Source organism: Brevibacillus sp. FSL K6-0770 (assembly GCF_038000275.1).
Classification (GTDB): domain Bacteria; phylum Bacillota; class Bacilli; order Brevibacillales; family Brevibacillaceae; genus Brevibacillus; species Brevibacillus parabrevis.
This window is the reverse complement of the sequence record NZ_JBBOBQ010000001.1, coordinates 3,497,825-3,520,802: the sequence shown is the minus strand read 5'-3', so window position 1 is coordinate 3,520,802 and position 22,978 is coordinate 3,497,825. Positions and strand designations below refer to the sequence as shown.

The 22,978-nt window shown below is 49.0% G+C and carries 24 protein-coding genes; 23 read left to right on the top strand and 1 reads right to left on the bottom strand.

Annotated elements, in window-relative coordinates; all coding sequences use genetic code 11:
• Positions 1–38: 38 nt before the first annotated feature.
• Positions 39–347 (bottom strand): protease inhibitor I42 family protein, encoded by a 309-nt coding sequence (locus NST23_RS16445; RefSeq protein WP_173598883.1) that lies wholly within the window; start codon positions 345–347, stop codon positions 39–41.
• Positions 348–730: 383 nt separating this feature from the next.
• Between NST23_RS16445 and NST23_RS16440 the strand changes: the two genes are divergently transcribed.
• The 23 genes from NST23_RS16440 (at position 731) to fliI (ending at position 22,977) form a co-directional block, all read left to right on the top strand.
• Positions 731–1,519, top strand: a complete 789-nt coding sequence (locus tag NST23_RS16440; protein ID WP_307723366.1) for an EAL domain-containing protein — start codon at positions 731–733, stop codon at positions 1,517–1,519.
• A gap of 15 nt (positions 1,520–1,534) precedes the next feature.
• Positions 1,535–1,906 (top strand): hypothetical protein, encoded by a 372-nt coding sequence (locus NST23_RS16435; protein WP_229049700.1) that lies wholly within the window; start codon positions 1,535–1,537, stop codon positions 1,904–1,906.
• A complete protein-coding gene (locus NST23_RS16430) occupies positions 1,903–2,715 on the top strand; it encodes a GGDEF domain-containing protein (protein ID WP_122965181.1) in 813 nt (270 codons plus the stop codon). Before NST23_RS16435 ends, NST23_RS16430 begins: the two co-directional genes overlap by 4 nt.
• 116 nt (positions 2,716–2,831) lie before the next feature.
• The gene (locus NST23_RS16425) at positions 2,832–3,146 is read left to right on the top strand and encodes a YbjQ family protein (RefSeq protein ID WP_063227651.1); all 315 of its coding nucleotides are present in this window, start codon (positions 2,832–2,834) and stop codon (positions 3,144–3,146) included.
• Between the two features lie 135 nt (positions 3,147–3,281).
• Positions 3,282–3,638, top strand: coding sequence for an SCP2 sterol-binding domain-containing protein (locus NST23_RS16420; RefSeq protein WP_173596485.1), 357 nt, complete (start codon positions 3,282–3,284; stop codon positions 3,636–3,638).
• Positions 3,639–3,776: 138 nt separating this feature from the next.
• A complete protein-coding gene (locus tag NST23_RS16415) occupies positions 3,777–4,670 on the top strand; it encodes an AlbA family DNA-binding domain-containing protein (RefSeq protein WP_063227649.1) in 894 nt (297 codons plus the stop codon).
• Between the two features lie 38 nt (positions 4,671–4,708).
• The gene (locus tag NST23_RS16410) at positions 4,709–5,764 is read left to right on the top strand and encodes a hypothetical protein (RefSeq protein ID WP_122965184.1); all 1,056 of its coding nucleotides are present in this window, start codon (positions 4,709–4,711) and stop codon (positions 5,762–5,764) included.
• 188 nt (positions 5,765–5,952) lie between these two features.
• Positions 5,953–7,113, top strand: coding sequence for an ADP-forming succinate--CoA ligase subunit beta (gene sucC / locus NST23_RS16405; protein ID WP_063227647.1), 1,161 nt, complete (start codon positions 5,953–5,955; stop codon positions 7,111–7,113).
• Positions 7,114–7,157: 44 nt separating this feature from the next.
• Positions 7,158–8,060 (top strand): succinate--CoA ligase subunit alpha, encoded by a 903-nt coding sequence (sucD, locus tag NST23_RS16400; protein ID WP_122965185.1) that lies wholly within the window; start codon positions 7,158–7,160, stop codon positions 8,058–8,060.
• 132 nt (positions 8,061–8,192) lie between these two features.
• The gene (gene dprA, locus NST23_RS16395) at positions 8,193–9,308 is read left to right on the top strand and encodes a DNA-processing protein DprA (RefSeq protein ID WP_217021340.1); all 1,116 of its coding nucleotides are present in this window, start codon (positions 8,193–8,195) and stop codon (positions 9,306–9,308) included.
• Positions 9,309–9,417: 109 nt separating this feature from the next.
• Positions 9,418–11,496, top strand: coding sequence for a type I DNA topoisomerase (topA, locus tag NST23_RS16390; protein WP_173596488.1), 2,079 nt, complete (start codon positions 9,418–9,420; stop codon positions 11,494–11,496).
• Between the two features lie 39 nt (positions 11,497–11,535).
• Positions 11,536–12,840 carry an FADH(2)-oxidizing methylenetetrahydrofolate--tRNA-(uracil(54)-C(5))-methyltransferase TrmFO gene (trmFO, locus tag NST23_RS16385; protein WP_122965188.1) on the top strand — a complete coding sequence of 435 codons (1,305 nt, stop codon included), beginning with the start codon at positions 11,536–11,538 and terminating at the stop codon, positions 12,838–12,840.
• Between the two features lie 73 nt (positions 12,841–12,913).
• Positions 12,914–13,855 carry a tyrosine recombinase XerC gene (xerC, locus tag NST23_RS16380; protein WP_122965189.1) on the top strand — a complete coding sequence of 314 codons (942 nt, stop codon included), beginning with the start codon at positions 12,914–12,916 and terminating at the stop codon, positions 13,853–13,855.
• 15 nt (positions 13,856–13,870) lie between these two features.
• On the top strand, positions 13,871–14,413 hold the full coding sequence (gene hslV, locus NST23_RS16375; RefSeq protein ID WP_122965190.1) for an ATP-dependent protease subunit HslV: 543 nt from the start codon (positions 13,871–13,873) through the stop codon (positions 14,411–14,413).
• A gap of 19 nt (positions 14,414–14,432) precedes the next feature.
• Positions 14,433–15,830 carry an ATP-dependent protease ATPase subunit HslU gene (gene hslU, locus NST23_RS16370; protein WP_063227640.1) on the top strand — a complete coding sequence of 466 codons (1,398 nt, stop codon included), beginning with the start codon at positions 14,433–14,435 and terminating at the stop codon, positions 15,828–15,830.
• A 40-nt stretch (positions 15,831–15,870) separates the two neighbouring features.
• Positions 15,871–16,650: a GTP-sensing pleiotropic transcriptional regulator CodY gene (codY, locus tag NST23_RS16365; RefSeq protein WP_005834266.1), complete on the top strand. Its 780-nt coding sequence runs from the start codon at positions 15,871–15,873 to the stop codon at positions 16,648–16,650.
• Between the two features lie 373 nt (positions 16,651–17,023).
• Complete coding sequence (gene flgB, locus NST23_RS16360; protein ID WP_340964103.1) at positions 17,024–17,437, top strand: flagellar basal body rod protein FlgB; 414 nt, start codon at positions 17,024–17,026, stop codon at positions 17,435–17,437.
• A gap of 2 nt (positions 17,438–17,439) precedes the next feature.
• Entirely contained in the window at positions 17,440–17,898 is a 459-nt protein-coding gene (gene flgC / locus NST23_RS16355) for a flagellar basal body rod protein FlgC (RefSeq protein WP_122965192.1), read from the top strand.
• A 19-nt stretch (positions 17,899–17,917) separates the two neighbouring features.
• On the top strand, positions 17,918–18,217 hold the full coding sequence (gene fliE / locus NST23_RS16350) for a flagellar hook-basal body complex protein FliE (RefSeq protein WP_063227636.1): 300 nt from the start codon (positions 17,918–17,920) through the stop codon (positions 18,215–18,217).
• Positions 18,218–18,246: 29 nt separating this feature from the next.
• Positions 18,247–19,833: a flagellar basal-body MS-ring/collar protein FliF gene (gene fliF / locus NST23_RS16345; RefSeq protein WP_122965193.1), complete on the top strand. Its 1,587-nt coding sequence runs from the start codon at positions 18,247–18,249 to the stop codon at positions 19,831–19,833.
• A gap of 12 nt (positions 19,834–19,845) precedes the next feature.
• Positions 19,846–20,859, top strand: a complete 1,014-nt coding sequence (gene fliG, locus NST23_RS16340; protein WP_122965194.1) for a flagellar motor switch protein FliG — start codon at positions 19,846–19,848, stop codon at positions 20,857–20,859.
• Entirely contained in the window at positions 20,843–21,661 is an 819-nt protein-coding gene (locus NST23_RS16335; protein ID WP_122965195.1) for a FliH/SctL family protein, read from the top strand. The genes fliG and NST23_RS16335 overlap by 17 nt, the downstream gene beginning before the upstream one ends.
• Positions 21,658–22,977: a flagellar protein export ATPase FliI gene (fliI, locus tag NST23_RS16330; protein ID WP_122965196.1), complete on the top strand. Its 1,320-nt coding sequence runs from the start codon at positions 21,658–21,660 to the stop codon at positions 22,975–22,977. Before NST23_RS16335 ends, fliI begins: the two co-directional genes overlap by 4 nt.
• Position 22,978 lies beyond the last annotated feature (1 nt).

Genomic DNA, 22,978 nt, shown 5'->3' with positions numbered 1-22,978 from the left:
GGCCCCAGTGCCCAGCCCTAGCCCCAGCCCCAGACACTCTAAACAATCGTTACGATATAAAAGACAAAGCTCGCGCAATCTGACTGATCCCAAGGCCGGCAATATTTAAAGGAAAGAGTAGTCACGCCGCGGTTGATTGCCCGAAACGCAAAGCGTTGATGACCGCCTTGCCCGATTCGTGCCGCTTGGGCAGGAGGGACAAATTCAGTGGATTGGAAAACGAGAAAACGCTCGTCTACAGGATTGGATAGCGTCCACTGGTAACCAGTCGTAGGATTCGCCTCAAGTGCTATGGGAAACACATGCCCACTTTGGACTTGCAAAGTGAAGGTAGAGCTTAATGCCATGATCCATCGTCCTTTCCGGAAGAAAAAGTCTCCTGATACTGTATGTAAAAAGGAAGCAAATGCCCACATGTGCAAAGCATAGTATGAGTGAAAAATAATTGATACATATAGAAAAAAACGAAGGAAAGCATTGTGAAAAAAGGAACACGTCATACCGGAGCACATTTTTTTCGGCCGAATTAGTATGATTTGGAAAGGGATTTGCAAAATAATGGCGAATGTATAGGAATAAAGACACATAATGTCGAATGTTTTAGGGATTTTGTAATCTCTTTTGCCTGGTTTTTTCGTCAAAGGATTTCCAGAGTGTCGAGAGGCATTTTTACGGTCCAGACTGTTTGTTGAACTTCCCAGCACTTCCAAATAGTTTGGGCGTACATCCTATGCACCTCACACTTGGAAAGCTTTTCTCTGTGTACATATTTGCTAGGAAAGGGAAAGGAAAATTGATGGAGAGCATTGCGGAACTATTTGAGAAAAGAGAGTATTACCACGCCTTTCAACCGATATGCCAATTTCCGGAAAAAAACCGGATAGGGTATGAAGTGCTCTTGCGCAGCAAAGCGGGGCAGAACCCGGAGTTGTTGTTTTCCACGGCAAAGGAAAAAAGAAAGCTGCCGGAATTGGACACCCAATCATTTCGGCATGCGCTCTCGACTTTTTTTCGTTCTTCCATGGAACACAATCATGAACTTCTGTTTGTGAACATTTTTCCCACCACAATTGTGGAGGACTCGTTTCCAGCGTTCATCGAGGAGATCAGACAAGCTTTTTTTCCGTATTTGACGCGAATCGTGCTGGAGATCAACGAGTCCATCATGGAGGGAGAATGCTGGCACGAACCTGTTTTTACGCGGCGCATCAGTGAATTGAAAGCAATGGGTTTTTTGATCGCTTTGGATGATGTAGGCGATGCAGCAAATATTTTTCACAAGATTACCGATCTTTCGCCGGATTTCATCAAAATCGATCGCTTTTATTCCAAGGAGCTTTCGACTTCGCAAGAAAAACAAAAAGTCGTAAAGCTGTTTGTCGAATTTTGCAAGCATGAACCTCAACTCATTCTCGAAGGAGTTGAAGAAGAAGAAGATTTTGCTTGCGCCTCTTCATTGGGAATTGCAATGGGTCAGGGATACCTTTTTGGCAAGCCCGGCCGTTTGCAGGAGGATTAAGAGGGGGGAGCAGAATTGGAGGAATTACTAATGTTTGGTGATAGTAGTGTATATTCGAGGAAAGCGACCCTTTCCTTAAAAATATCTGAATTTGAAGTCCCTCCCATGCAGGATTTGCTGATTATAGGGAGGAAAGCGCCAATCGGGCCGGAAGCAGTGCGGAGAATGGCAGAAGCCTTGTCGCCGGAGCAGTTTACTTTGCTGAAGATCGATCATCCCAAGATCGAAGCTGTCTTGTTGAGAAACTCGCTCTTGCAAATGATGGACGAAAAATTGCTAATGAAAATTATTTTGGAAGAATCAGAGCGGATGATCAGTGAATCCATGGTTTTGCGATCTGAGCTGAAAATTGCATTGTCGGTACAACGCGAGGTGGATTTGCTATGAACATCTCAGAGATCATGATTCCAACGATTCATTCCATTTCTTCTGACAAATCCGTCTCCCACGCAGCAAGGCTTATGAGCCAGTACCAGATGGATTCGCTCGTCGTCATTGACCATGGAGAGCTCGTAGGATTAGTGACTTCCAGAGATGTCCTCACTGCTCATCCGAATCGAATTGTCGCTGATGCTATGTGTAATCAAATGCATTATTTGCTGGCAGACCAAAATATTTGGGAAGCCCATCATTATTTTCTCAATGAAAATGTCAAATTGGCGATTGTCCTCGACGAAGAGCAGGTAAGCGGGATGATTACCAAGGAAACAGTAGAAATGAAAATAGCGGAATACAAGGACCCGCTCTCTGGCTTGTATCGGGCACCTTATATCCAGTTTATCGGGGAAAGTTATTTGCGTAAGCAGATTCCGTTTCATTTGCTGTTTATCGATTTGAACGACTTTGGCAGAATCAATAAGCAATACGGTCATCCGTTCGGTGATGATGTCATCCGGACCTATTCCGCTGTGCTTTCCTCGATTGCCGAGGATCAGGGAGATCATTTGTGCCGTTACGCAGGGGATGAATTTGTCCTGATCTCCACTGCACCAATCGCGCTGATCGAGCAGTATATCGATTTGATCTCCCGGCCGACAAACGTGCTGGACATCACGGTTTCCGCAGCCGTTGGGCATGTGAATGGATGTGAAGATCCTGATTTTTTCAAACGATCCTGGAGAGAACTGATCGCCCAGGCAAGCCTTGAGTCTTCTGCTATCAAAGCACAGAAGACTGCTTCGGCGCTTCCTTCGTAACAGAAGCGCCGGATAAGAGAACAGGATTGTGCATACACTTGGTGAAACCAACTCTGTTTTTATTCGTATTTCTTAATGACATAACGAGACGAGTTCGGTCAGGGGAGGCTATTTACATGATTGTTACTACAACCAACACTGTGCAAGGAAGAGAAATCGAAGCGTATCTGGACATTGTCAGCGGAGAGGTCATTATGGGAGCGAACGTAGTCCGCGACTTTTTGGCAGGGATTACGGACATCATCGGTGGCAGAAGCGGATCGTACGAGAGCAAGCTGGCGGAAGGCCGGGAAATGGCTTTGAAAGAAATGAAGGACAAAGCTCGCGCACTGGGCGCAAACGCAGTAGTAGGCGTCGATCTCGATTTTGAAACACTCCGTGAAGGCATGATGATGGTCATAGCGACCGGAACAGCAGTACGTGTAAAATAAGCCGGCAGATGCCCGGCTTTCTTTTTTTGCGTTGTATGTGGTAAAAAGGCAGAAGCTGCTGGCCTGAGCCATGCTACGGACTGTTTAAAATGGCAGAGATGAGGTAAGCTGGACTAAGAGACTGAGGTGATAAATGTGTCTGTAGAAGCGATACTGGTCGAGCTTGCGCAAAAAATCAAGGCGAATCCCAAACCGATTCGCGGCTTTTTCGCCGTGTATCATTTTGTGCTTGGCGGGGAAGAGAACGGGACGTATGAAATCAAATTCGGCAACGATGAAGCGACCTATCGGCTAGGGATTACTGAGCAGGCAGGCTGCACGCTGGAGTTGTCCGACGAAAATTTCATCAAGCTGGTACAGGGAACGCTTAATCCGGCTGCGGCCCTCGTCACGGGCAAATTGAAAATCAAAGGGGACATGGGGCTGTCTTTAAAGCTGCAGACTTTGCTGTACAGCTACCAGACATCCTCTCTAAGAGCAGGAAACGAGTGAACAGACAACCGATCCGGCGGTGCTGTTAGCCGCCCGTCACAAGTCAGTCACGGAAAAAAACTGGTCAAATTCCGAATAGTTGCGTTAAAATATGACCAAACAATGACAAGTATTCCAAAGAAAAGAACGAGGGAAACCATGCGCCATATTTGTTCCTTAATTGCAATCGTACACGGACTGGATGGACAATCTGTGCGTTTTGACTTGTATCAGGAGATGAGAAGAGGGACAACCGAACGAGAGCTGCTCAGACAGCATGCCAAGCTCCCTCGGCACTATTTCGACTATTTGTTTCACTCCGGTGTGCTGGAGGTCGAGAACGATCCTCCTTACCAGCCCGGCGTGACAAAGCCTGCTTCCATCGGAATGAACATACGATCTTTGGGTGGAAATGTATTGTTTGACATGTGCTTCGCTCCCCAGACGTATAAATTATGGCAGAATACAGATGCGAGTCTGGAAGACCTGTCTTTGCCTGCTGATATCTTCGAAGAATACGTATACCGTTTGGGAGCGATCAGCCGATTTCGTTATCTTGGACGCATCGATGATCCGGTTGTAGCAACTTCTCTTGGCGAAAACGACATGATCGAGTTCAAGCGCGACTTTTTGCTGTCCAAAGGCGGAATTATTAAAACAGTTGTGGCCTTTGCCAATTCGAACAACGGCAATCTTTTTTTGGGAATTACCGATGAAGGCAGCATTTGCGGCATTGATCACGAGATTGAGCAATACGGAGACCCGGATAAATACCTTTTGGCCATTACTCAGTACATTCAGGACAAGACGTCGCCATTTTTAACACCTTTCCCTAAAATCTCCCTGAAAAAAGTCGACGGAAAGCATGTTGTCGCTATTTTTGTGGAGGTTTCCTCCGAGCTGATTTGCGGGCTGGACAAAAACAGCGAGAAATACGTTGTGATCCGCACGAACAATCGCTCGGTTGTGGTAAAAGACCCGCATCAGATTGGCGAAATTTACGTCAAACGAAAACTTGGCAGTGAGATCAGCCGACGACTGGGACTTCTCTAGATTCATCGGGCAGGGCTGATACTCGAAGGAGGTTGCTGATGGTATCGTCTTTGCGTGCTTATTTGTTAGTCGTGATGGTTGCAAGCATGTTTGTTTCCGGTTGTGCGCAGTCTGACAAAGTTCCAGCTGACATGAACGATCGCATCGAGACGGAGCTAGGCGCCGTAGAAAAGGCGACAGTCATGTCCACAGACGGCCAGGAAGTCATGCTGGATTTGCCTACCTTCATGAAAGAACTGTCTAATCAAGGCAAGGATTTGCAGCTCTCAGAAGAAGCTTTGAAGCAGGAAGACGTGCGTTTTACGCTTGTATTGTACCGGAAGCAGTTAGCTCCGCTAGTGGTGGCGGTAGGAGAAGGAGCCAGCCAGTTTGGCGAAAATACATATCGGGGAGCAGGCGCTGTCGCTTTTTATCAATGGATTCAGAAGCTGACAGGAAAAGGCTTGCTGTCGCAAAAAATTGATACCGTGTTGCTCTCGGCTGACGATTTGGGCAAGACGAGGGCGCTTGGCGAAGCAGAAGCGGACCTGATCCGCAAGGTGCTGGCAACGGCCACGCCTGAGCCGGGGGCAGCGAACAAGCAATACGCGCTCTATCCGAATTACCAGATGCGAATCAACGCAACAGACAGGCCGCTCGAAGTGACGGTGCTCACGCCGACATTGATCAGTGTGCCTTTTGGAAAAGAAACCCATACGTTTCGCGTGGATGGAGGACTTTTCTCCAAGCTGACGGAGTGGATTCCTCCCGCGGATACAGGCGACAAAACGTTTGAGCAGCTGTTCAAGGCCAGCCAAATCCGAATTTCGGCTACGGGTGCTGCCGCTTCGGAAAACATCGAAGTGGAAGTAAGAAAAACGACAGTGGAGCAAGGGATCGCACACCAGGCCGTGCGGCTTTTACAAGCAGCCGATTTGTTAAAAGAAGCACCGAAAGATCCGGGGCACGAACAGTATCGCCTCTCCTTTTTTGTGAATGGAAAAGAGCGCGAAGTCGTCTTGTACGCCAATTATTTTCAACTGGACGCAAAATGGTATATTCACAGTGAAATCGCGGAAAATCAGTGGAAATTGTTTCAAAGTCTTAGAAAATGATGGTTGTTCCTCATGAAGTTTCGAAGTTATGGTCACGATAAGGACAACATATTACTACCACTTTTGCATTTTTTGTCGTAGAATAGTTACGTTGCACTGATAGTGGAGGCTTCGACCGGAGGAAGACGCAGATGTCTTTAGCCGGTCTAAAAGCTTGCCGATCTTTATCTGCCATAGGAGGATGGAGAATGAACATTCATGAGTATCAAGGTAAAGAGATACTTAAGCAGTACGGTGTAAAAGTTCCTGAAGGTCGCGTAGCGTTCACAGTGGATGAAGCTGTTGAAGCAGCGAAAGAACTGGGCACCCAAGTAGTTGTGGTAAAAGCGCAAATCCACGCTGGTGGCCGCGGTAAAGCTGGCGGTGTAAAAGTGGCGAAAAACCTGGATGAAGTTCGTACATATGCCAACGAAATTCTTGGCAAAGTGTTGGTAACTCATCAAACAGGACCAGAAGGCAAAGAAGTAAAACGCCTTTTGATCGAGCAAGGCTGCGATATCAAAAAAGAATACTACGTTGGTGTCGTTGTTGACCGTGCGACTGGCAGCGTTGTTATGATGGCTTCCGAAGAGGGCGGTACGGAGATCGAGGAAGTAGCTGCTCACTCTCCAGAAAAAATCTTCAAAGAAGTAATCGATCCGGTAACAGGTCTGAATGCGTTCCAAGCACGTCGCCTGGCTTACGCAATCAACATTCCAAAAGAACTGATCAACAAAGCAGCGAAGTTCATGCTGAGCTTGTACCAAGCATTTGTTGACAAAGATTGCTCTATCGCTGAAATCAACCCGCTCGTTGTTACTGGCGACGGTGAAGTAATGGCACTCGATGCCAAACTGAACTTCGACAGCAACGCTCTCTATCGTCATGCTGACATCGTAGCTCTGCGCGATCTGGATGAAGAAGACGAGAAAGAAATCGAAGCGTCCAAATTCGATCTGTCCTACATCGCTCTCGATGGTAACATCGGTTGCATGGTAAACGGTGCAGGTCTGGCAATGGCAACGATGGACATCGTGAAATTTTACGGTGGAGACCCTGCCAACTTCCTCGATGTAGGCGGCGGTGCTACAGAAGAGAAAGTAACCGAAGCGTTCAAAATCATTCTGCGCGATGAAAAAGTTAAAGGTATTTTCGTTAACATTTTCGGTGGCATCATGAAATGTGATGTCATTGCAAACGGCGTAGTAAATGCAGCAAAACAAATTCAACTGGACAAACCGCTCGTTGTGCGCCTCGAAGGTACCAACGTGGATCTCGGTAAGAAAATCCTCAATGAGTCCGGTCTGAACATCGTTGCAGCTGAATCCATGGCTGATGGCGCTGAGAAAATCGTATCCTTGGTAAAGTAAGCAATTGCGAGTAGATACGTTAAAAAAGGTGGGAAAAATACGCGATGAGTATTCTCGTTAACAAAAATACAAAAGTAATTACACAAGGGATTACCGGTGCAACAGGTTTGTTCCACACTCGCGGAGCCGTTGAGTACGGTACACAAATGGTTGGCGGTGTAACACCTGGTAAAGGCGGCACTGAAGTTGACGGTATTCCAATTTTCAACACAGTAGCAGAAGCAGTAGAAAAAACTGGTGCAAACGCATCCGTTATTTACGTTGCTCCTCCATTCGCTGCTGACGCGATCATGGAAGCGGTTGACGCTGAGCTGGATCTCGTAATCTGCATCACCGAAGGTATTCCTGTCCTCGACATGGTAAAAGTAAAACGTTACATGGAAGGCAAGAAAACCAAGCTGATCGGACCTAACTGCCCTGGCGTTATCACTCCAGGCGAGTGCAAAATCGGTATCATGCCTGGCTACATCCATACTCCTGGTAAAGTGGGTATCGTATCCCGCTCCGGTACCTTGACGTATGAAGCGGTTCACCAAACATCTACTCGCGGCATTGGTCAATCCACTGCTGTTGGTATCGGTGGAGACCCTGTAAAAGGTATGGAATTTATCGATGTACTGAAAATGTTCAACGAAGATCCAGACACAGAAGCAGTAATCATGATTGGTGAAATCGGTGGTACTGCGGAAGAAGAAGCAGCTGAATGGATCGCTGCGAACATGAAAAAACCAGTTGTAGGTTTCATTGGCGGACAAACTGCGCCTCCAGGAAAACGCATGGGCCACGCTGGTGCGATCATTTCCGGCGGTAAAGGTACTGCGGCTGAGAAAATCGCCAAGCTCGAAGAGTGCGGTGTTCGCGTAGCGAAAACGCCAGCAGTTATCGGTGAAACACTGGTAGAACTATTGACAGAGCGCGGTATGCTCGACAAAGTTCTCAACAAATAAGAACGAAGATAGCAGAAGTGGACAGGCACAGGCTTGTCCGCTTTTTCTTTTTTTGAAGGAGGCCGCTGTCTTTCGGTACAATGACTCTCGAAACCGTTACACCAAACGGCGTTCCGCGGGAGGGAGTTTTGCATGCGTAAACCGAAAATCAGTGAGCGAGACTGGTTGTTCATCCTGACGATGATCTCTGGCCTGGGTCGCAAAAAAATTAGACAAATTCTTGAGCTGGCAGGCTCTTTGCAGAATGCTGTCGATGAATGGCGTTTGGTCGGAGAAAAATTGCGGCTGTCGATCGAGCTAATTCAACAAGTTGATGCGCAAACCAATCCAGCTGTAGTCGAGCGGATGCTTGGCGAACGGGAAGCGAAAAAAGTCGGTTTCTTGTGCGTGTGGGACGAAGCGTATCCTGCTTCGCTCCGCCATATTCCTGATCAGCCATTGACCTTGTTTTACCGTGGGGATAGCAAGCTGCTTGAAGTGCCGTCTATCGGCGTTGTGGGCTCGCGGAAGCCTACGCCATACGGGCGGGCCAGCAGTGCGTTTTTGGTGAAGGAGCTGGTGCGTGCAGGTCTTGCCGTTGTCTCCGGCTTGGCGCACGGGATCGATGGGGAAGCGCATCAGGCTGCTCTTGCGGCAGGAGGAAAAACGATTGCCGTGCTCGGATGTGGACTCGATCATGTTTATCCGCCGAGACATCAAGCGCTCTATCAAAAAATTGAATCTTTCGGACTACTTTTGTCTGAGTATCCGCCGCATACGCCTCCTTTTCCCGGGTTGTTTCCGGAAAGAAACCGAATGATTAGCGGACTTAGTTTGGGTGTTTTGGTTGTAGAAGCGGCAGAGAAAAGCGGATCGCTGATTACGGCTGACTGTGCTTTGGAGCAAGGGCGCGACGTTTTTGCCGTTCCCGGACCTATTTTTTCATCGTTGAGCGCTGGCCCGCATAACTTGATCAAACAAGGTGCAAAGCTAGTAACAAGTGCGAGCGACATTTTGGAGGAATTGCCGATTGTCTTGCCACCAGATGTGCCGTCTGGAACAGCAGATGCCAAAAAGAGCCATGACAGCGAGCTGTCTCCAGAAGAAAAGGCAATCGTAGAATCGATAACGTACGATGGCGTTCATGTAGACGAGATTGTTCAGCAATTGGAACCGGATCGACGCAAAAGCATCCATCAGTTGATGCTCAGACTGGAGGCAAAAGGGGTGCTGACTGCCCTGCCAGGGGGGTATTTTGCACGGCGTTGAGGCTTGTGTCACATGTGCTGCGAACTCCCTACCCCTTGCAAGTGTTTGACAAATCGGATAAGCATATTTAATAATAGGGAAGATTCCTTACTAAAAGGGGAGGAAAAAAATGGCTGATACGCTCGTAATCGTAGAATCCCCTGCGAAAGCGAAAACCATTGGAAAATATCTGGGAAGCAAATATATCGTGAAAGCGTCCATGGGTCATGTGCGCGACCTCCCGAAAAGCCAGATGGGGGTAGATGTCAATCATGACTTTGAACCCAAATACATAACGATTCGCGGCAAGGGCGATGTACTCAAGAGCTTGAAGGATGCCGCCAAAAAAGTGAAAAAAGTTTATCTGGCTGCCGACCCGGATCGCGAAGGGGAAGCAATTGCTTGGCATCTGGCGCAGTATCTGAATCTGGATTTGAACCAGCCGCTTCGGGTTGTGTTCAACGAAATCACGAAAGACGCGATCAAAGAAGCGTTCAAGCATCCGCGACACATCAACATGGATTTGGTCAACGCCCAGCAAGCCCGCCGCATTCTGGATCGGCTTGTCGGTTACAACATCAGTCCGATTTTGTGGAAAAAAGTGCGCAAAGGCTTGAGTGCAGGGCGCGTTCAATCAGTTACGGTCAAGCTAATCATGGATCGGGAACGCGAAATTCAGTCGTTCATTCCTGAAGAGTATTGGACGATTGCCACCAAGCTCGTAAGCAATGGCAAAGAGTTTGAAGCGAAGTTTTACGGCTATGGGGACGAAAAGGTAGAGCTGAAATCCGAAGAAGATGTCAAACAAGTGTTGGACAGAATGAAGGACCAGCCGTTTGTCGTGCAAAAGGTGACCAAGCGCGAACGCAAACGCAATCCGGCTCCGCCGTTCATCACCAGCTCCTTGCAACAGGAAGCAGCCCGCAAACTGAATTTCCGCACGGCCAAGACCATGCGCATCGCCCAGGAGCTGTACGAGGGGATCGATGTTGGCAACAAGGAAGGCGCAGTCGGTTTGATTACGTATATGCGTACAGACTCGACACGCTTATCGGAAACCGCACAAAATGAAGCGAAAGAGTACATACAGGAAAAATTCGGCGCTGATTACATACCGGCTGAACCTCGCGTCCAGGCCAAAAAGGAAAACGCTCAGGATGCGCACGAAGCGATTCGTCCTACGTCTGTGTCTCGCACACCGGATGAAATCAAAGAATTTTTGTCGCGGGATCAGTTGCGTTTGTATCGCCTGATATGGGAACGGTTTCTCGCCAGCCAAATGTCTTCGGCTGTACTCGATACGATGAGTGTGGATATAGATGCAGGGGGCATCATGTTCCGGGCGACTGGCTCGAAAGTGAAATTCCCTGGATTTATGAAGGTTTATATAGAAGGAAACGATGACGGGACAGAAGAAGAAAGCTTCCTGCCGCCGATTGATGAAGGGCAGACCCTTGAACATCAAGAAATCACCCCGGCTCAGCACTTTACGCAACCGCCGCCGCGATACTCCGAGGCACGTCTTATCAAGACGCTGGAAGAAGGCGGCATCGGACGGCCTTCCACTTATGCGCCTACCTTGGAAACAATCCAAAAGCGCGGCTACGTCGCTTTGGAGGAAAAACGCTTTATTCCGACGGAGTTGGGTGAGATCGTCATTACTTTGATTGAGGAGTTTTTCCCGGAGATTCTCAATGCGGAATTTACGGCTCACATGGAGTCTGATCTGGATGAGATCGAGGAAGGTACTGCCAACTGGGTCAACATTCTCGATGCGTTTTACGGAGGCTTTGCCAAGCGGGTAGCCGTAGCCGAGGAAGAGATGAAGGAAGTCGAGCTGAAAGACGAAGAGTCTGATGAAACCTGCGAGCTTTGTGGTCGCGTGATGGTCTACAAGCTCGGACGTTTTGGCAAGTTCCTCGCTTGTTCCGGCTTCCCGGATTGCCGGAATACGAAACCGATCGTCAAAGAAACGGGAGTAAAATGCCCACAATGTGAAACCGGACACATTATTGAACGTAAATCTAAAAAGAGCCGTATTTTTTACGGTTGCAACCAATACCCGGAATGCGATTTTGTATCGTGGGACAAACCGATTGCCCGTCCTTGCCCGAAATGCTCAAGCCTGATGGTAGAGAAAAAGCGCAAGAAGCAAGGGGTCAGCGTCGTCTGCACCAAATGCGATTACCAGGAAGAAGCAGACTCCTGATTGGACGAGGTACAATTTGTAGCTTGGAGGAAAAACAGCATGACAACACCAACTATCACAGTCGTAGGCGCAGGGTTGGCAGGAAGTGAGGCTGCCTGGCAAATCGCCAAGGCAGGGATTCCTGTCAAGCTGTACGAAATGCGGCCGAAAACCCAAACGCCTGCCCATCATACAGACAAATTCGCGGAACTGGTTTGCAGCAACTCCTTGCGAGCGAATACTTTGACCAATGCAGTCGGCGTATTAAAAGAAGAAATGCGTCGTCTGGACTCGGTCATCATCCAGGCTGCTGACCGTTGCGCCGTTCCGGCGGGTGGAGCACTCGCGGTAGACCGACATGAGTTTGCCGGCTACGTTACCGATGCGGTGAAAAATCATCCGCTGATTGAAGTGATCACCGACGAGATCACGGACATCCCGGCTGACGGGATTGTCGTCATTGCGACTGGCCCGCTGACATCGCCAGCCTTGTCCCAAAAGCTGAAAGAGCTGACTGGGGAAGAATACCTATATTTCTATGATGCTGCAGCCCCAATTATCGAAAAAGACTCGATCGACATGAACAAAGTGTTTGTCGCTTCCCGTTACGATAAAGGGGAGGCTGCCTACCTGAACTGCCCGATGACAGAGGAAGAATTTAATCGCTTCTACGATGAGCTGATCGCAGCCGAAGCTGTTCCGCTGAAGGAATTTGAAAAAGAAATTTTCTTCGAGGGCTGCATGCCGATCGAAGTAATGGCAAAGCGCGGACGCCAAACGATGGTTTTCGGACCGATGAAGCCAGTCGGTTTGACCGATCCCCGCACAGGCAGAAAGCCGTATGCAGTCGTTCAGCTTCGCCAGGACAACGGAGCGGCTACTTTGTACAACATCGTCGGCTTCCAAACCCATTTGAAGTGGCCTGAGCAAAAGCGCGTCTTCTCGCTCATCCCGGGACTGGAAAACTGCGAAATCGTGCGCTACGGCGTCATGCACCGCAACACCTTTATCAATTCTCCCAAGCTGCTTCGTCCGACCTATCAGTACAAGGAACGCGATACATTGTTCTTTGCAGGGCAAATGACCGGAGTGGAAGGCTATGTGGAATCGGCTGCATCCGGACTGCTCGCAGGCATCAACGCTGCGCGACTGGCAAAAGGGGAAGAGTTGATCGTCCTCCCGCCTGAAACGGTAATGGGCAGCATGGCGCGGTATATTACGACGGCTGATCCGAAACATTTCCAGCCGATGAATGCGAATTTCGGACTGGTTCCAGAGTGGCCAGAACGCATCCGAAACAAGCGTGAGAAAAACGAAAAGCTCGCTGAGCGGGCGCTAGATACAATTCAGAATTTTACACAATAACGACACAATTAACGTTGATATCCGAATTTCGTCTGTGTTACTATATAGGTGCTTCGAGGAGGGTGCATCCCATATGGACATTTCGCAACAAATTTCTGCGGATCTTGCGATGTTTACCCGTTATTTGCGAGTAGAAAAAAACGCCTCTCCTCATACGGTAAAGCAGTATATGGCAGATATCAGCGAATTTGTCTCCTTTATGGAACAGCACCAAATCTCCGTATTTGCTGCTGTTTCTTATTTGCATGGTCGATCCTTTCTCGCACACTTGGCGGGCAGGGGGTTATCCCGGCGAAGTGTTGCGCGTAAGCTCTCCAGCTTGCGAAGCTTGTATCGATTTTTGTTGCGTGAGGGTCAGCTGGAACAAAATCCATTTCAACTCGTCTCCACTCCGAAAATGGAGAAGAAACTCCCCTCCTTTTTGTATCCGCAAGAGGTTCAAGAGTTTTTTGATCTGCCAGATACATCAACGCCTTTAGGAATACGTGATCGGCTGATATTTGAACTGTTGTACGCGAGCGGCATGCGCGTTTCGGAACTGGTGACCTTGTCAGTTGACGACATCAATCCGAGCATGGGCGTCGCGCTTGTATATGGAAAAGGGGCAAAAGAGCGGTATGTGCCTGTGGGAAGTTATGCCTGCGATGTTCTTAGGCAATACCTAGAGTATGGAAGAGAAAAACTGTTGGCCGGAAGAGTAGATCACGGCAACCTGCTGGTCAATTATCGCGGAGAACCGCTGTCTGACCGCAGTGTTCGCCGGATTGTAGACAAATACGTAGATATGTGCGCTTCTCATTTGCGTGTCTCACCGCACACCTTTCGTCATACGTTTGCGACCCATATGTTAAATGGAGGGGCTGACCTCCGTACGGTCCAAGAACTGCTGGGACATGTCAATGTCTCCACGACACAGGTATACACGCATGTGACCAAGGAGCGACTTCGCCATGTATATGACACCGCTCACCCGCGGGCTAACCCGAATAGTACAGGTTCCGCCAAACGGACATAACGGGAGGAATCAGTAATGGAACAGTTTCACGCAACAACCATATTCGCTATTTCGCACAATGGGGCAATCGCAATGGCCGGAGACGGTCAGGTTACCTTTGGAAACAGCATGGTCATGAAAAATGGTGCTAAAAAAGTAAGAAGGCTCTATCGTGGAGAAGTTTTAGCAGGTTTTGCTGGCTCAGTTGCTGACGCAATCACGCTGTTTGAAAAGTTTGAAGGCAAGCTTGAGGAATACCACGGCAACCTTCAGCGAGCGGCTGTCGAGCTGGCGAAGGAGTGGCGGCTGGATAAAGTGTTGCACCGCCTGGAAGCCATGATGATTGTGGGCAACAGAGAGCATCTTTTGCTCATCTCCGGGAACGGGGAAATCATCGAACCGGATGACGGCATTCTCGCGATTGGCTCTGGCGGCAGCTTTGCCCTTGCTGCCGGGCGCGCGCTGAAAACATATGCGCCGCATCTTGGTGCCCGAGAAATTGCAGAAGCATCACTTCGAACTGCTGCCGAGATTTGCGTGTTCACGAACAACAATCTTGTGGTGGATGAGTTGAATTGAGCGAAAGGGAGGAACTTCTGTGCTGAATCTTGAGCAATTAACTCCGCGTAAGATCGTAGAGCATCTGGACAAATACATCGTCGGGCAGGCACAAGCCAAAAAAGCGATTGCTGTAGCCCTGCGTAACCGTTACCGGCGTAGCCTTTTGCCGGAGCAGATGATTGACGAGGTTGTTCCCAAAAATATTTTGATGATCGGGCCAACTGGGGTGGGTAAAACCGAGATTGCCCGCCGCATTGCCAAATTAACCGGCGCGCCGTTCATCAAGGTAGAGGCGACCAAGTTTACTGAAGTTGGCTACGTAGGACGCGATGTAGAGTCGATGGTGCGAGATCTGGTGGAAGCCTCCATCCGAACTGTGAAGCAGGAAAAAATGGAGTCAGTGAAAGAAAAAGCAGAAAAGCTCGCGAATGAAGCGATCGTCAATGTGCTGGTTCCATCCCGCAAACCGCAAAGCTCGTTCAAAAATCCGCTGGAGATGCTGTTCGGCGGACAACAGCAGCAACAACAAGAGTCGCATGACCAGGAAGAGGCTTCCGTCCTGCAACAGCGCAGACAGGTGGCTTGGCAACTGGCGAATGGACAGCTGGAAGAACAAATGATCGAGATAGATGTAGAAGATCAGTCGCCAAACATGTTTGACATGTTCCAAGTTCCGGGTACAGAACAAATGGGGATGCAAATGCAGGATATGCTCGGCAGCCTGATGCCTAAACGGACGAAGAAGCGAAAATTGCGAATTAAAGATGCCCGAAAGGTATTAATTCAGCAGGAAGCGCAAAAACTGGTGGATATGGACGAAGTTACGCAGGAGTCGATTCGTCGGGCTGAACAGCATGGCATTATCTTTATCGACGAAATCGACAAGATTGCGGGCAAGGACGGACGTGGTCCGGACGTATCCCGCGAAGGCGTGCAACGGGATATTTTGCCGATTGTGGAAGGCTCTACGGTCATGACGAAGTACGGACCTGTGAAAACAGATTACGTCCTGTTCATCGCAGCCGGAGCATTCCATATGGCCAAACCGTCCGACCTGATTCCTGAGCTTCAGGGACGTTTTCCGATTCGGGTCGAGCTGACGAGCTTGCGCATCGAAGATTTTGTGCGAATTTTGACAGAACCGAAAAATGCGCTGCTCAAACAGTACGTCGCCCTGTTGGAAACAGAGGGAGTTCAAGTGGAATTTACGCCGGAAGCCATCCAGGAGATCGCCAAAATGGCTGCTGAAGTGAACCAGAGTACAGACAATATCGGCGCGAGACGCTTGCACACCATACTGGAAAAGCTGCTGGAGGATCTCTCGTTTGAAGCCCCGGAAATTCATCTGGAAGTTGTACAGATCACCCCGGATTACGTCCGTCAAAAGCTGGGAACAATCGCGGGGAACAAAGACTTGAGTCAATACATTTTGTAAGCATTGGATAGGTAGTAACATACATTGGGAGGAAATACAGATGGATCTACTGTCGAAAACTAGAAGAATTAACCGCATGTTGCAAAAATCTGCGGGTCATGCCGTTAATTTTAATGAAATGGCGCAAGTATTGAGCGATGTGATTGAAGCAAATACGTTTGTCGTAAGCCGCAAAGGGAAGCTGCTTGGCTTTGCGATCCACCAAGAGATGGATAACGGACGTATGCGCAAAATGCTGGAAGAGCGCCGTTTTCCGGAAGAGTATAGCCAAGGCCTTTTGAAAGTGGAAGAAACGTCCGCTAACTTGGACGTAGAAAGCCCATACACCATTTTCCCTGTGGAAATGAAAGATGTATTCCGCTCCGGTTGGACGACTCTCGTTCCGATCATGGGTGGTGGCGATCGCCTCGGTACGCTGATTCTCGGCCGCATCAACGATCAATTCGTGGACGATGACCTGATCCTGGCAGAAGTGGGCGCAACCGTAGTAGGAATGGAGATTTTGCGCGAGCGTTCTGAAGCGATTGAAGAAGAAGCGCGCAGCAAGGCTGTCGTTCAAATGGCGATCGGTTCCCTGTCCTACAGTGAATTGGAAGCTGTCGAGCACATCTTTGAAGAGCTGGAAGGCAAGGAAGGCTTGCTCGTAGCGTCAAAAATTGCGGATCGTGTCGGCATTACCCGCTCCGTTATCGTGAACGCGCTGCGCAAGCTGGAGAGTGCGGGCGTAATCGAATCCCGCTCCCTGGGGATGAAAGGAACATTCATTAAAGTATTGAATGAAAAGCTGCTTCCTGAACTGGAAAAGCTGAAAACCTCGTAAGATTTTCTAGAATAAAAGTTTAGCCAAAGTGAACTTCAAGGTATAGCAACAGCCGTTGCTGTACCTTTTTTCATGGGTAATTATACCTAGTTGCAACACTGTCCGACAATCTTTTACCAGAAATTATGCATTGATTTTTCGGGATAAGTGCAATCACAGCGCATTGAATATGGTTTGCATGTAAAAACAAGTAAAAAAACAGGAAAGTTCAGGGATTTAGTGCCATTGAATCATTTTGAAAATCGCCATCAATAGGGGCTTTTTTCACTATTACGATTTTGCTATGATTGAATCGTATCTTGGCTGTCGAAAATACAGGAATTATAGGCAGATTTGCGAAAACGAATTGACACATATTGGGGGAGAAGGCTACATGCTGGATAGTTATCATCTGCAGGTCCTTGAGAGATCGATGAACGCCGCTACTCTGCGCCATCGGACGATCACAAACAATCTTGCCAATATCGATACCCCTCAATTCAAAAGTCAAGAGGTAATTTTTGAGGGCTATCTGCAAGAGGAACTAAATGGGAAAATAGGAACTGGAAAGCTTGCGGCCTATCGAACCAATGAACGCCACATTCCATTTAGCAACGCTGGCGGGTTCGCGATGCCACAGGTCGTTTCCAATCCGAATAGCTACGTTCAAAACAGCGGGAATGATGTGGACTTGGAGTCGGAGACAACGGAGCTGGCGAAAAACCAAATCTGGTATAGCGGCCTGACGCAGCTGACTGCGGGCCATTTCCAGAAACTGCGCAGTGTCATTGAGGGTGGAGGGAAATAACGATGAGCTTGTTTCAAGGAATTAATACAAGTGCTTCAGCCTTGACTGCAAATCGGTTGCGCCTGGATACGATTGCGTCGAATATTGCGAATGCAGAAACGACGCGCGCAACTTTTGTCGATGGCAAGTGGCAACCGTACCGTCGAAAAATGATCGAAATGTCACCGCGCTCAAGCGAGTCATTCGACAGCTTTCTGCAAGCGGCGGTTGGAACGGTGTCTGGCAGAGGAGGAGAACAAGGGGTGCGGGTCACAGCGATTCAAGAAGACAACACTCCGTTCAAGCGCGTATACGATCCTTCCCATCCGGATGCAGATCAAGACGGCTACGTGCTCATGCCAAACGTTGATCCGATGAAGGAAATGGTGGACCTGATTTCCGCTTCGCGATCCTACGAGGCGAACGTCACTGCTTTAAACGCAACGAAAGCGATGATGTTGAAGGCATTGGAAATCAAATAAAGCGGGTGAACAGTAAAAGATGGACATAAACGCACTTTCACAAGCGGTTCCGGTCAAGATGCCTGTCGCAAACAAAATGCCAACCACCGCGGAAGTCACAAAAGAATTTGGCGCTTTTTTGACAGACGCCATGAATCAGGTGAATCAGGCGCAGGTAGAGTCGGCCAATCTGGCAGACAAATTCGCGGCTGGCGAAATTACGGATCTGCACCAACTGACTGTTGCAGGCCAAAAAGCTTCCGTGATGCTGCAAATGACGATGCAAGTCCGGAATAAAGTGATTGAGTCTTACCAAGAAATCATGCGCATGCCGATTTGATTGTCGTTTTATCCAGTGAGAGGTGAAACATGAACGAACGTTTAGCTTTATACAGAAATCAGCTTACGTCTAAATGGAACCAGTTTTCCAAAAAGCAAAAATGGATGATTGTCGGAATCTCGCTTTTTCTGTTAATTTCGCTGGGCTTATACATATACATCGCTTCTCAGCCGGTCTACAAGCCACTCTACGATCAGAGACTTAGTGAACAGGAAATCGGCGCGATCAAGAAAGAGTTGGAAGGTCAGCAAATTCCATACAGGATTACTGGAAATGGGACAAGCATTGAAGTACCGGAAAAAATGGCCCAAGACGTCATTGTCGATCTTGCCGCACAAGGAATCCCCAGCCAAGCAGGCATCAACTCCGAAGTTTTTTCCAATACGTTGGGTGTTACGGACAGACAGTTCGATGTGATGAAAAAAGAAGCCTTGCAACAAGAGCTGCGCAAGATGCTTGAAAGAGTAAAAGGCGTTCGCTCGGCACAGGTAATGATTACACTGCCACAGGAAAGCGTTTGGGTAACAGAGACACCGGATACGGCAACTGCTTCCGTCATCGTCGATGTAGAACCAGGCACGACCCTGGAGCAAAAGCAGATTAACTCGCTCTACCTGCTCGTTTCCCGAAGCGTTCCGAAGTTGCCGATCGATGCGATTGCCATTACGGACCAATATTCGAATCCGCTGGAGCGCGCAGAAGGCGAAGAAGCAGAAGGAAGCTTGAGCAGCTTTAAACAACAAGAAGCGATCAAGTCCGAGGTTGAAAAGAAGATTCAACAAAATCTGTACAACCTGCTTGGTACAATCATGGGTCGCGATAAAGTGATTGTTCACGCTTTTATCAAAATGAACTTTGATAAAGAAACTCGCGTGGAAAATCTCGTGGAAGCGCCTGACAAAGAGAACAACGAAGGACTTATCATCTCTTCTCAAAAATTATCAAAAGCTTTCTCGGGTCAAGGCCAACCGCCAGGGGGCATCGCAGGTACAGGCGCGAATGCCGTTCCAAACTACCCGGGGAACAATCCTCAAGGAAGCAACAGCCAGTATGAAGAGTTGAATGATACAATCAATCGCGAAGTCAATCGGTTTACTCGGAATATTACGTTGAGCCCGTACAAAATCGAAGACTTGACGATCAACGTCGGGGTTGAGCCTCCGAATGGCACAGAATTGGATGCGGCTACACTTGAAAGCATCAAGCAAGTGCTGCGCAATGTTGTGCGTGTAACGTTAAGCGACAAGGCTGTCGATTTGAGCGAAGAAGAACTGGACAAGCATATTTCCGTTCTTCCGCGTCAGTTCTCTGGAAAAGTGGCTGTCGAAGAATCCAGCGCACTCAGTCCAGCTGTATTGTGGACCGTTGGTGGTATTGCCGTTTTGGCACTCGCCGCTGTTGCCTTCCTCATCATCCGCCGCCGCAATCAAGCGAAGCTGGAGCAGGAAGAAGAAATGTCCGATTTGCTGGCACCTGGTCAACCTACCGAAATTCCGGATCTGATTTATCAGGAAGACGGAGATCAGGTTGTGGTCAGAAAACAGCTTGAAAAATTGGCGCGAAGCAAGCCGGATGAATTTGTTGTTCTGCTTCGTACTTGGTTAGCAGAAGATTAAGGAGTGAAAGATATGGCTCGCGGCGCTAAAGAGTTGTCTGGACGACAGAAGGCGGCTATCCTCCTCATCTCACTAGGGCCGGAAATCTCTGCCCAGGTGTTCAAGCACTTGCGTGAGGATGAGATCGAGCAACTGACGTTGGAAATTGCCAACGTTCGAAAAGTCGATACAGAAGAAAAAGATAAAATCTTGGCCGAATTTCATCAAATCGCCGTAGCAAAAGAAGTAATCTCGCAAGGCGGGATCACCTACGCGAAAGAAATCTTGCAAAAAGCTTTGGGCGAGACGAAAGCGATGGATATTATCAATCGCTTGACTGCCAACCTGCAAGTACGGCCATTCGATTTTGCCCGGAAGGCTGATCCAGGCCAGATTTTGAACTTTATCCAAAACGAGCACCCGCAAACGATTGCCCTGGTTCTTTCTTATCTCGAACCGCAGCAAGCAGCGATGATTTTGTCCGCGCTTCCGCAAGAGCGGCAAGCTGAGGTAGCGAAGCGGATTGCCATGATGGACAGCACTTCTCCGGAAGTAATTGCACAGGTAGAACAAGTCCTCGAACAGAAGCTCTCGGCCACTGTCACGCAGGATTATACGCAAGCAGGAGGGATCGAAGCAATCGTGGCTGTACTCAATGGTGTCGATCGTGGGACGGAGCGCACGATTCTCGATTCTCTCGAAATTCAGGACCCCGAATTGGCCGAAGAAATCAAGAAACGCATGTTTGTATTCGAAGATATCGCTACACTGGACAACCGTTCGATTCAGCGCGTAATCCGCGATGTAGAAAATGCGGATCTGCAACTTTCTCTCAAAGTGTCCAGCGAAGAAGTTCGGGAAGTTATTTTCCGCAATATGTCCAAACGGATGGCGGACACTTTCAAAGAAGAAATGGAATTTATGGGACCAGTTCGTCTGCGCGACGTAGAAGAAGCACAATCTCGTATCGTTGCCATTATCCGTCGCTTAGAGGAGGCTGGTGAGATCATCATCGCCCGCGGTGGAGGAGATGATATCATTGTCTAGGATTATCAAAGTGGCTAATTATCGGCCTTCGGAGGACGCTGTTCTCCTCTCGGTGACGCCTGTACCACTAAAGACGGAAAATGATCCCGAAAGGTTGCAAGAAAATCTACAAATTTTACAACAAGCTGAAATTGAGGCCAAAACGATCCTCGCAGATGCCGAAGAAACCGCGCAAAACATCCTTCAACAAGCATCCGAGCAGGCTGAGCAACTGAAGCAGGAAGCACTCCTGGAGATCCAGCAATGGTGGGAACAAAAGCAGCAGGAAGCTTCCGAATTGTTCAGCTCTGTGCAGGAGCAAGCGGTTGTTGAAGGACAGGAAAAAGGTTTCGAGGAAGGGAAGCGCCAAGCGTATGAAGAGGAGATAAAAGCACTCTCTGACGCGCGCGCAATTCTGGAGCAGGCGTACAGCAGCAAGCAGCAGATTATAGCCGAAGGGGAACCTTTTTTAGTGGAACTTGCCCTTGATGTTGCCAAAAAAATTATTGGGCAGGAATTGCAGCAAAATCCGGAACAAGTCATGGAGATTGCCAAAAAAGCGCTGCGACGCTCCCGGGTTCACGGGGAGATAACGATATGCGTCAATCACAACTACTTTGATTACGTTTCTGACCACCGAGCCCAATTGCTTGCCCTGCTGGACGGTCAGGCGGAGCTTTCCGTCTATCCTGACTACACGATTTCCGATGGCGGGTGTGTGATTCGGACGCCGCTCGGAAGTGTGGATGCAAGAGTGGATACACAGCTGGAAGAGATCAAACAAGCATTGCTTGCGATTGCCGGAGGAAGTGAGTCCCGATGAGTTTCCTAGACATAACGAAGTACAAGCAGGCGCTGGGTGAGATTGATCCGATGCGCGTGAATGGAAAAGTGACGCAAGTTGTGGGGCTCACCATCGAGTCCCAGGGACCAGAAGTAAAGCTCGGCGAAATTTGCCATCTGTATCCGGCAAACAGCAAAGAGCCGATTATCGCTGAAGTAGTTGGCTTTCGCGAAAATAAAGTGCTGCTCATGCCGCTGGGCGAGCTGACAGCAATCGGACCGGGCTGTGATGTAGTGGCTACGGGGCGATCGCTGGAAGTGAAGGTAGGCCCGGAAATTTTGGGATCTGTCCTCGACGGCCTCGGTAGACCGTATCAAGGAGCGTTGCCGTTTGGCTTGAGTTCCTATCCGACGAACAACCTGCCGCCCAATCCGATTTTGCGGCCGCGCATTAAAGAGCCGCTAAGCGTGGGTGTACGTGCCATCGATGGATTGTTGACTGTCGGAAAAGGACAGCGGGTCGGAATTTTTGCCGGATCAGGGGTAGGGAAAAGTACCTTGATGGGAATGATTGCCCGCAATACTACGGCGGACATCAACGTCATCGGACTGATCGGGGAGCGCGGCCGCGAGGTCATGGAGTTTATCGAGCGCGATCTGGGGGAAGAAGGTCTAAAGAGGTCTGTCGTAGTCGTTGCGACTTCCGACCAGCCTGCGATGATCCGCATCAAGGGAGCCTTGATTGCCACATCGATCGCCGAATACTTCCGTGACCGCGGGTTGAATGTGATGCTCATGATGGACTCGGTAACCCGTTTTGCCATGGCGCAGCGGGAAGTAGGACTTGCTATCGGAGAACCGCCGGCAACACGCGGCTATACACCGTCTGTGTTCGCGCTGATGCCCAAGCTGATGGAGCGGGCAGGGACAGCCGACAAAGGCAGCATTACGGCGTTTTACACGGTGCTCGTCGACTCCGACGACATGAATGACCCGATTGCAGATGCGGCGCGAGGAATTTTGGACGGACATATTGTGCTCGACCGGAAAATCGCGCAAAAAGGCCACTTTCCTGCCATTGATGTGATGGCGAGCGTCAGCCGTGTCATGTCAGAGATCGTTACAGACGATCACAAGGAAGCGGCAAGACAGTTGAAAAAACATTTGGCCACTTTTCGCGAGGCGGAAGATTTGATCAATATCGGAGCGTACAAGCCTGGCTCGAACCGCGATATTGATGCTGCCGTCCGCTACAAAGACATCATTACCGAGTTTACGGCTCAAGGGACACATGAGCCCTCGACATTACAAAGCGCGGTCAAGGCGCTGTTAGCCCATTTCGGAGGAGTGAACTAAT

Bases quoted from the DNA above. Each gene is read 5' to 3' on its own strand.
- NST23_RS16445 (WP_173598883.1), bottom strand. From the start codon at position 347: ATGGCATTAAGCTCTACCTTCACTTTGCAAGTCCAAAGTGGGCATGTG.
- NST23_RS16440 (WP_307723366.1), top strand. From the start codon at position 731: ATGCACCTCACACTTGGAAAGCTTTTCTCTGTGTACATATTTGCTAGG.
- trmFO (WP_122965188.1), top strand. From the start codon at position 11,536: ATGACAACACCAACTATCACAGTCGTAGGCGCAGGGTTGGCAGGAAGT.
- fliI (WP_122965196.1), top strand. From the start codon at position 21,658: ATGAGTTTCCTAGACATAACGAAGTACAAGCAGGCGCTGGGTGAGATT.
- dprA (WP_217021340.1), top strand. From the start codon at position 8,193: ATGCGTAAACCGAAAATCAGTGAGCGAGACTGGTTGTTCATCCTGACG.
- NST23_RS16415 (WP_063227649.1), top strand. From the start codon at position 3,777: ATGCGCCATATTTGTTCCTTAATTGCAATCGTACACGGACTGGATGGA.
- NST23_RS16430 (WP_122965181.1), top strand. From the start codon at position 1,903: ATGAACATCTCAGAGATCATGATTCCAACGATTCATTCCATTTCTTCT.
- flgC (WP_122965192.1), top strand. From the start codon at position 17,440: ATGAGCTTGTTTCAAGGAATTAATACAAGTGCTTCAGCCTTGACTGCA.
- topA (WP_173596488.1), top strand. From the start codon at position 9,418: ATGGCTGATACGCTCGTAATCGTAGAATCCCCTGCGAAAGCGAAAACC.
- sucD (WP_122965185.1), top strand. From the start codon at position 7,158: ATGAGTATTCTCGTTAACAAAAATACAAAAGTAATTACACAAGGGATT.
- xerC (WP_122965189.1), top strand. From the start codon at position 12,914: ATGGACATTTCGCAACAAATTTCTGCGGATCTTGCGATGTTTACCCGT.
- fliF (WP_122965193.1), top strand. From the start codon at position 18,247: ATGAACGAACGTTTAGCTTTATACAGAAATCAGCTTACGTCTAAATGG.
- flgB (WP_340964103.1), top strand. From the start codon at position 17,024: ATGCTGGATAGTTATCATCTGCAGGTCCTTGAGAGATCGATGAACGCC.
- NST23_RS16425 (WP_063227651.1), top strand. From the start codon at position 2,832: ATGATTGTTACTACAACCAACACTGTGCAAGGAAGAGAAATCGAAGCG.
- sucC (WP_063227647.1), top strand. From the start codon at position 5,953: ATGAACATTCATGAGTATCAAGGTAAAGAGATACTTAAGCAGTACGGT.
- NST23_RS16335 (WP_122965195.1), top strand. From the start codon at position 20,843: ATGATATCATTGTCTAGGATTATCAAAGTGGCTAATTATCGGCCTTCG.
- NST23_RS16410 (WP_122965184.1), top strand. From the start codon at position 4,709: ATGGTATCGTCTTTGCGTGCTTATTTGTTAGTCGTGATGGTTGCAAGC.
- hslV (WP_122965190.1), top strand. From the start codon at position 13,871: ATGGAACAGTTTCACGCAACAACCATATTCGCTATTTCGCACAATGGG.
- codY (WP_005834266.1), top strand. From the start codon at position 15,871: ATGGATCTACTGTCGAAAACTAGAAGAATTAACCGCATGTTGCAAAAA.
- fliG (WP_122965194.1), top strand. From the start codon at position 19,846: ATGGCTCGCGGCGCTAAAGAGTTGTCTGGACGACAGAAGGCGGCTATC.
- fliE (WP_063227636.1), top strand. From the start codon at position 17,918: ATGGACATAAACGCACTTTCACAAGCGGTTCCGGTCAAGATGCCTGTC.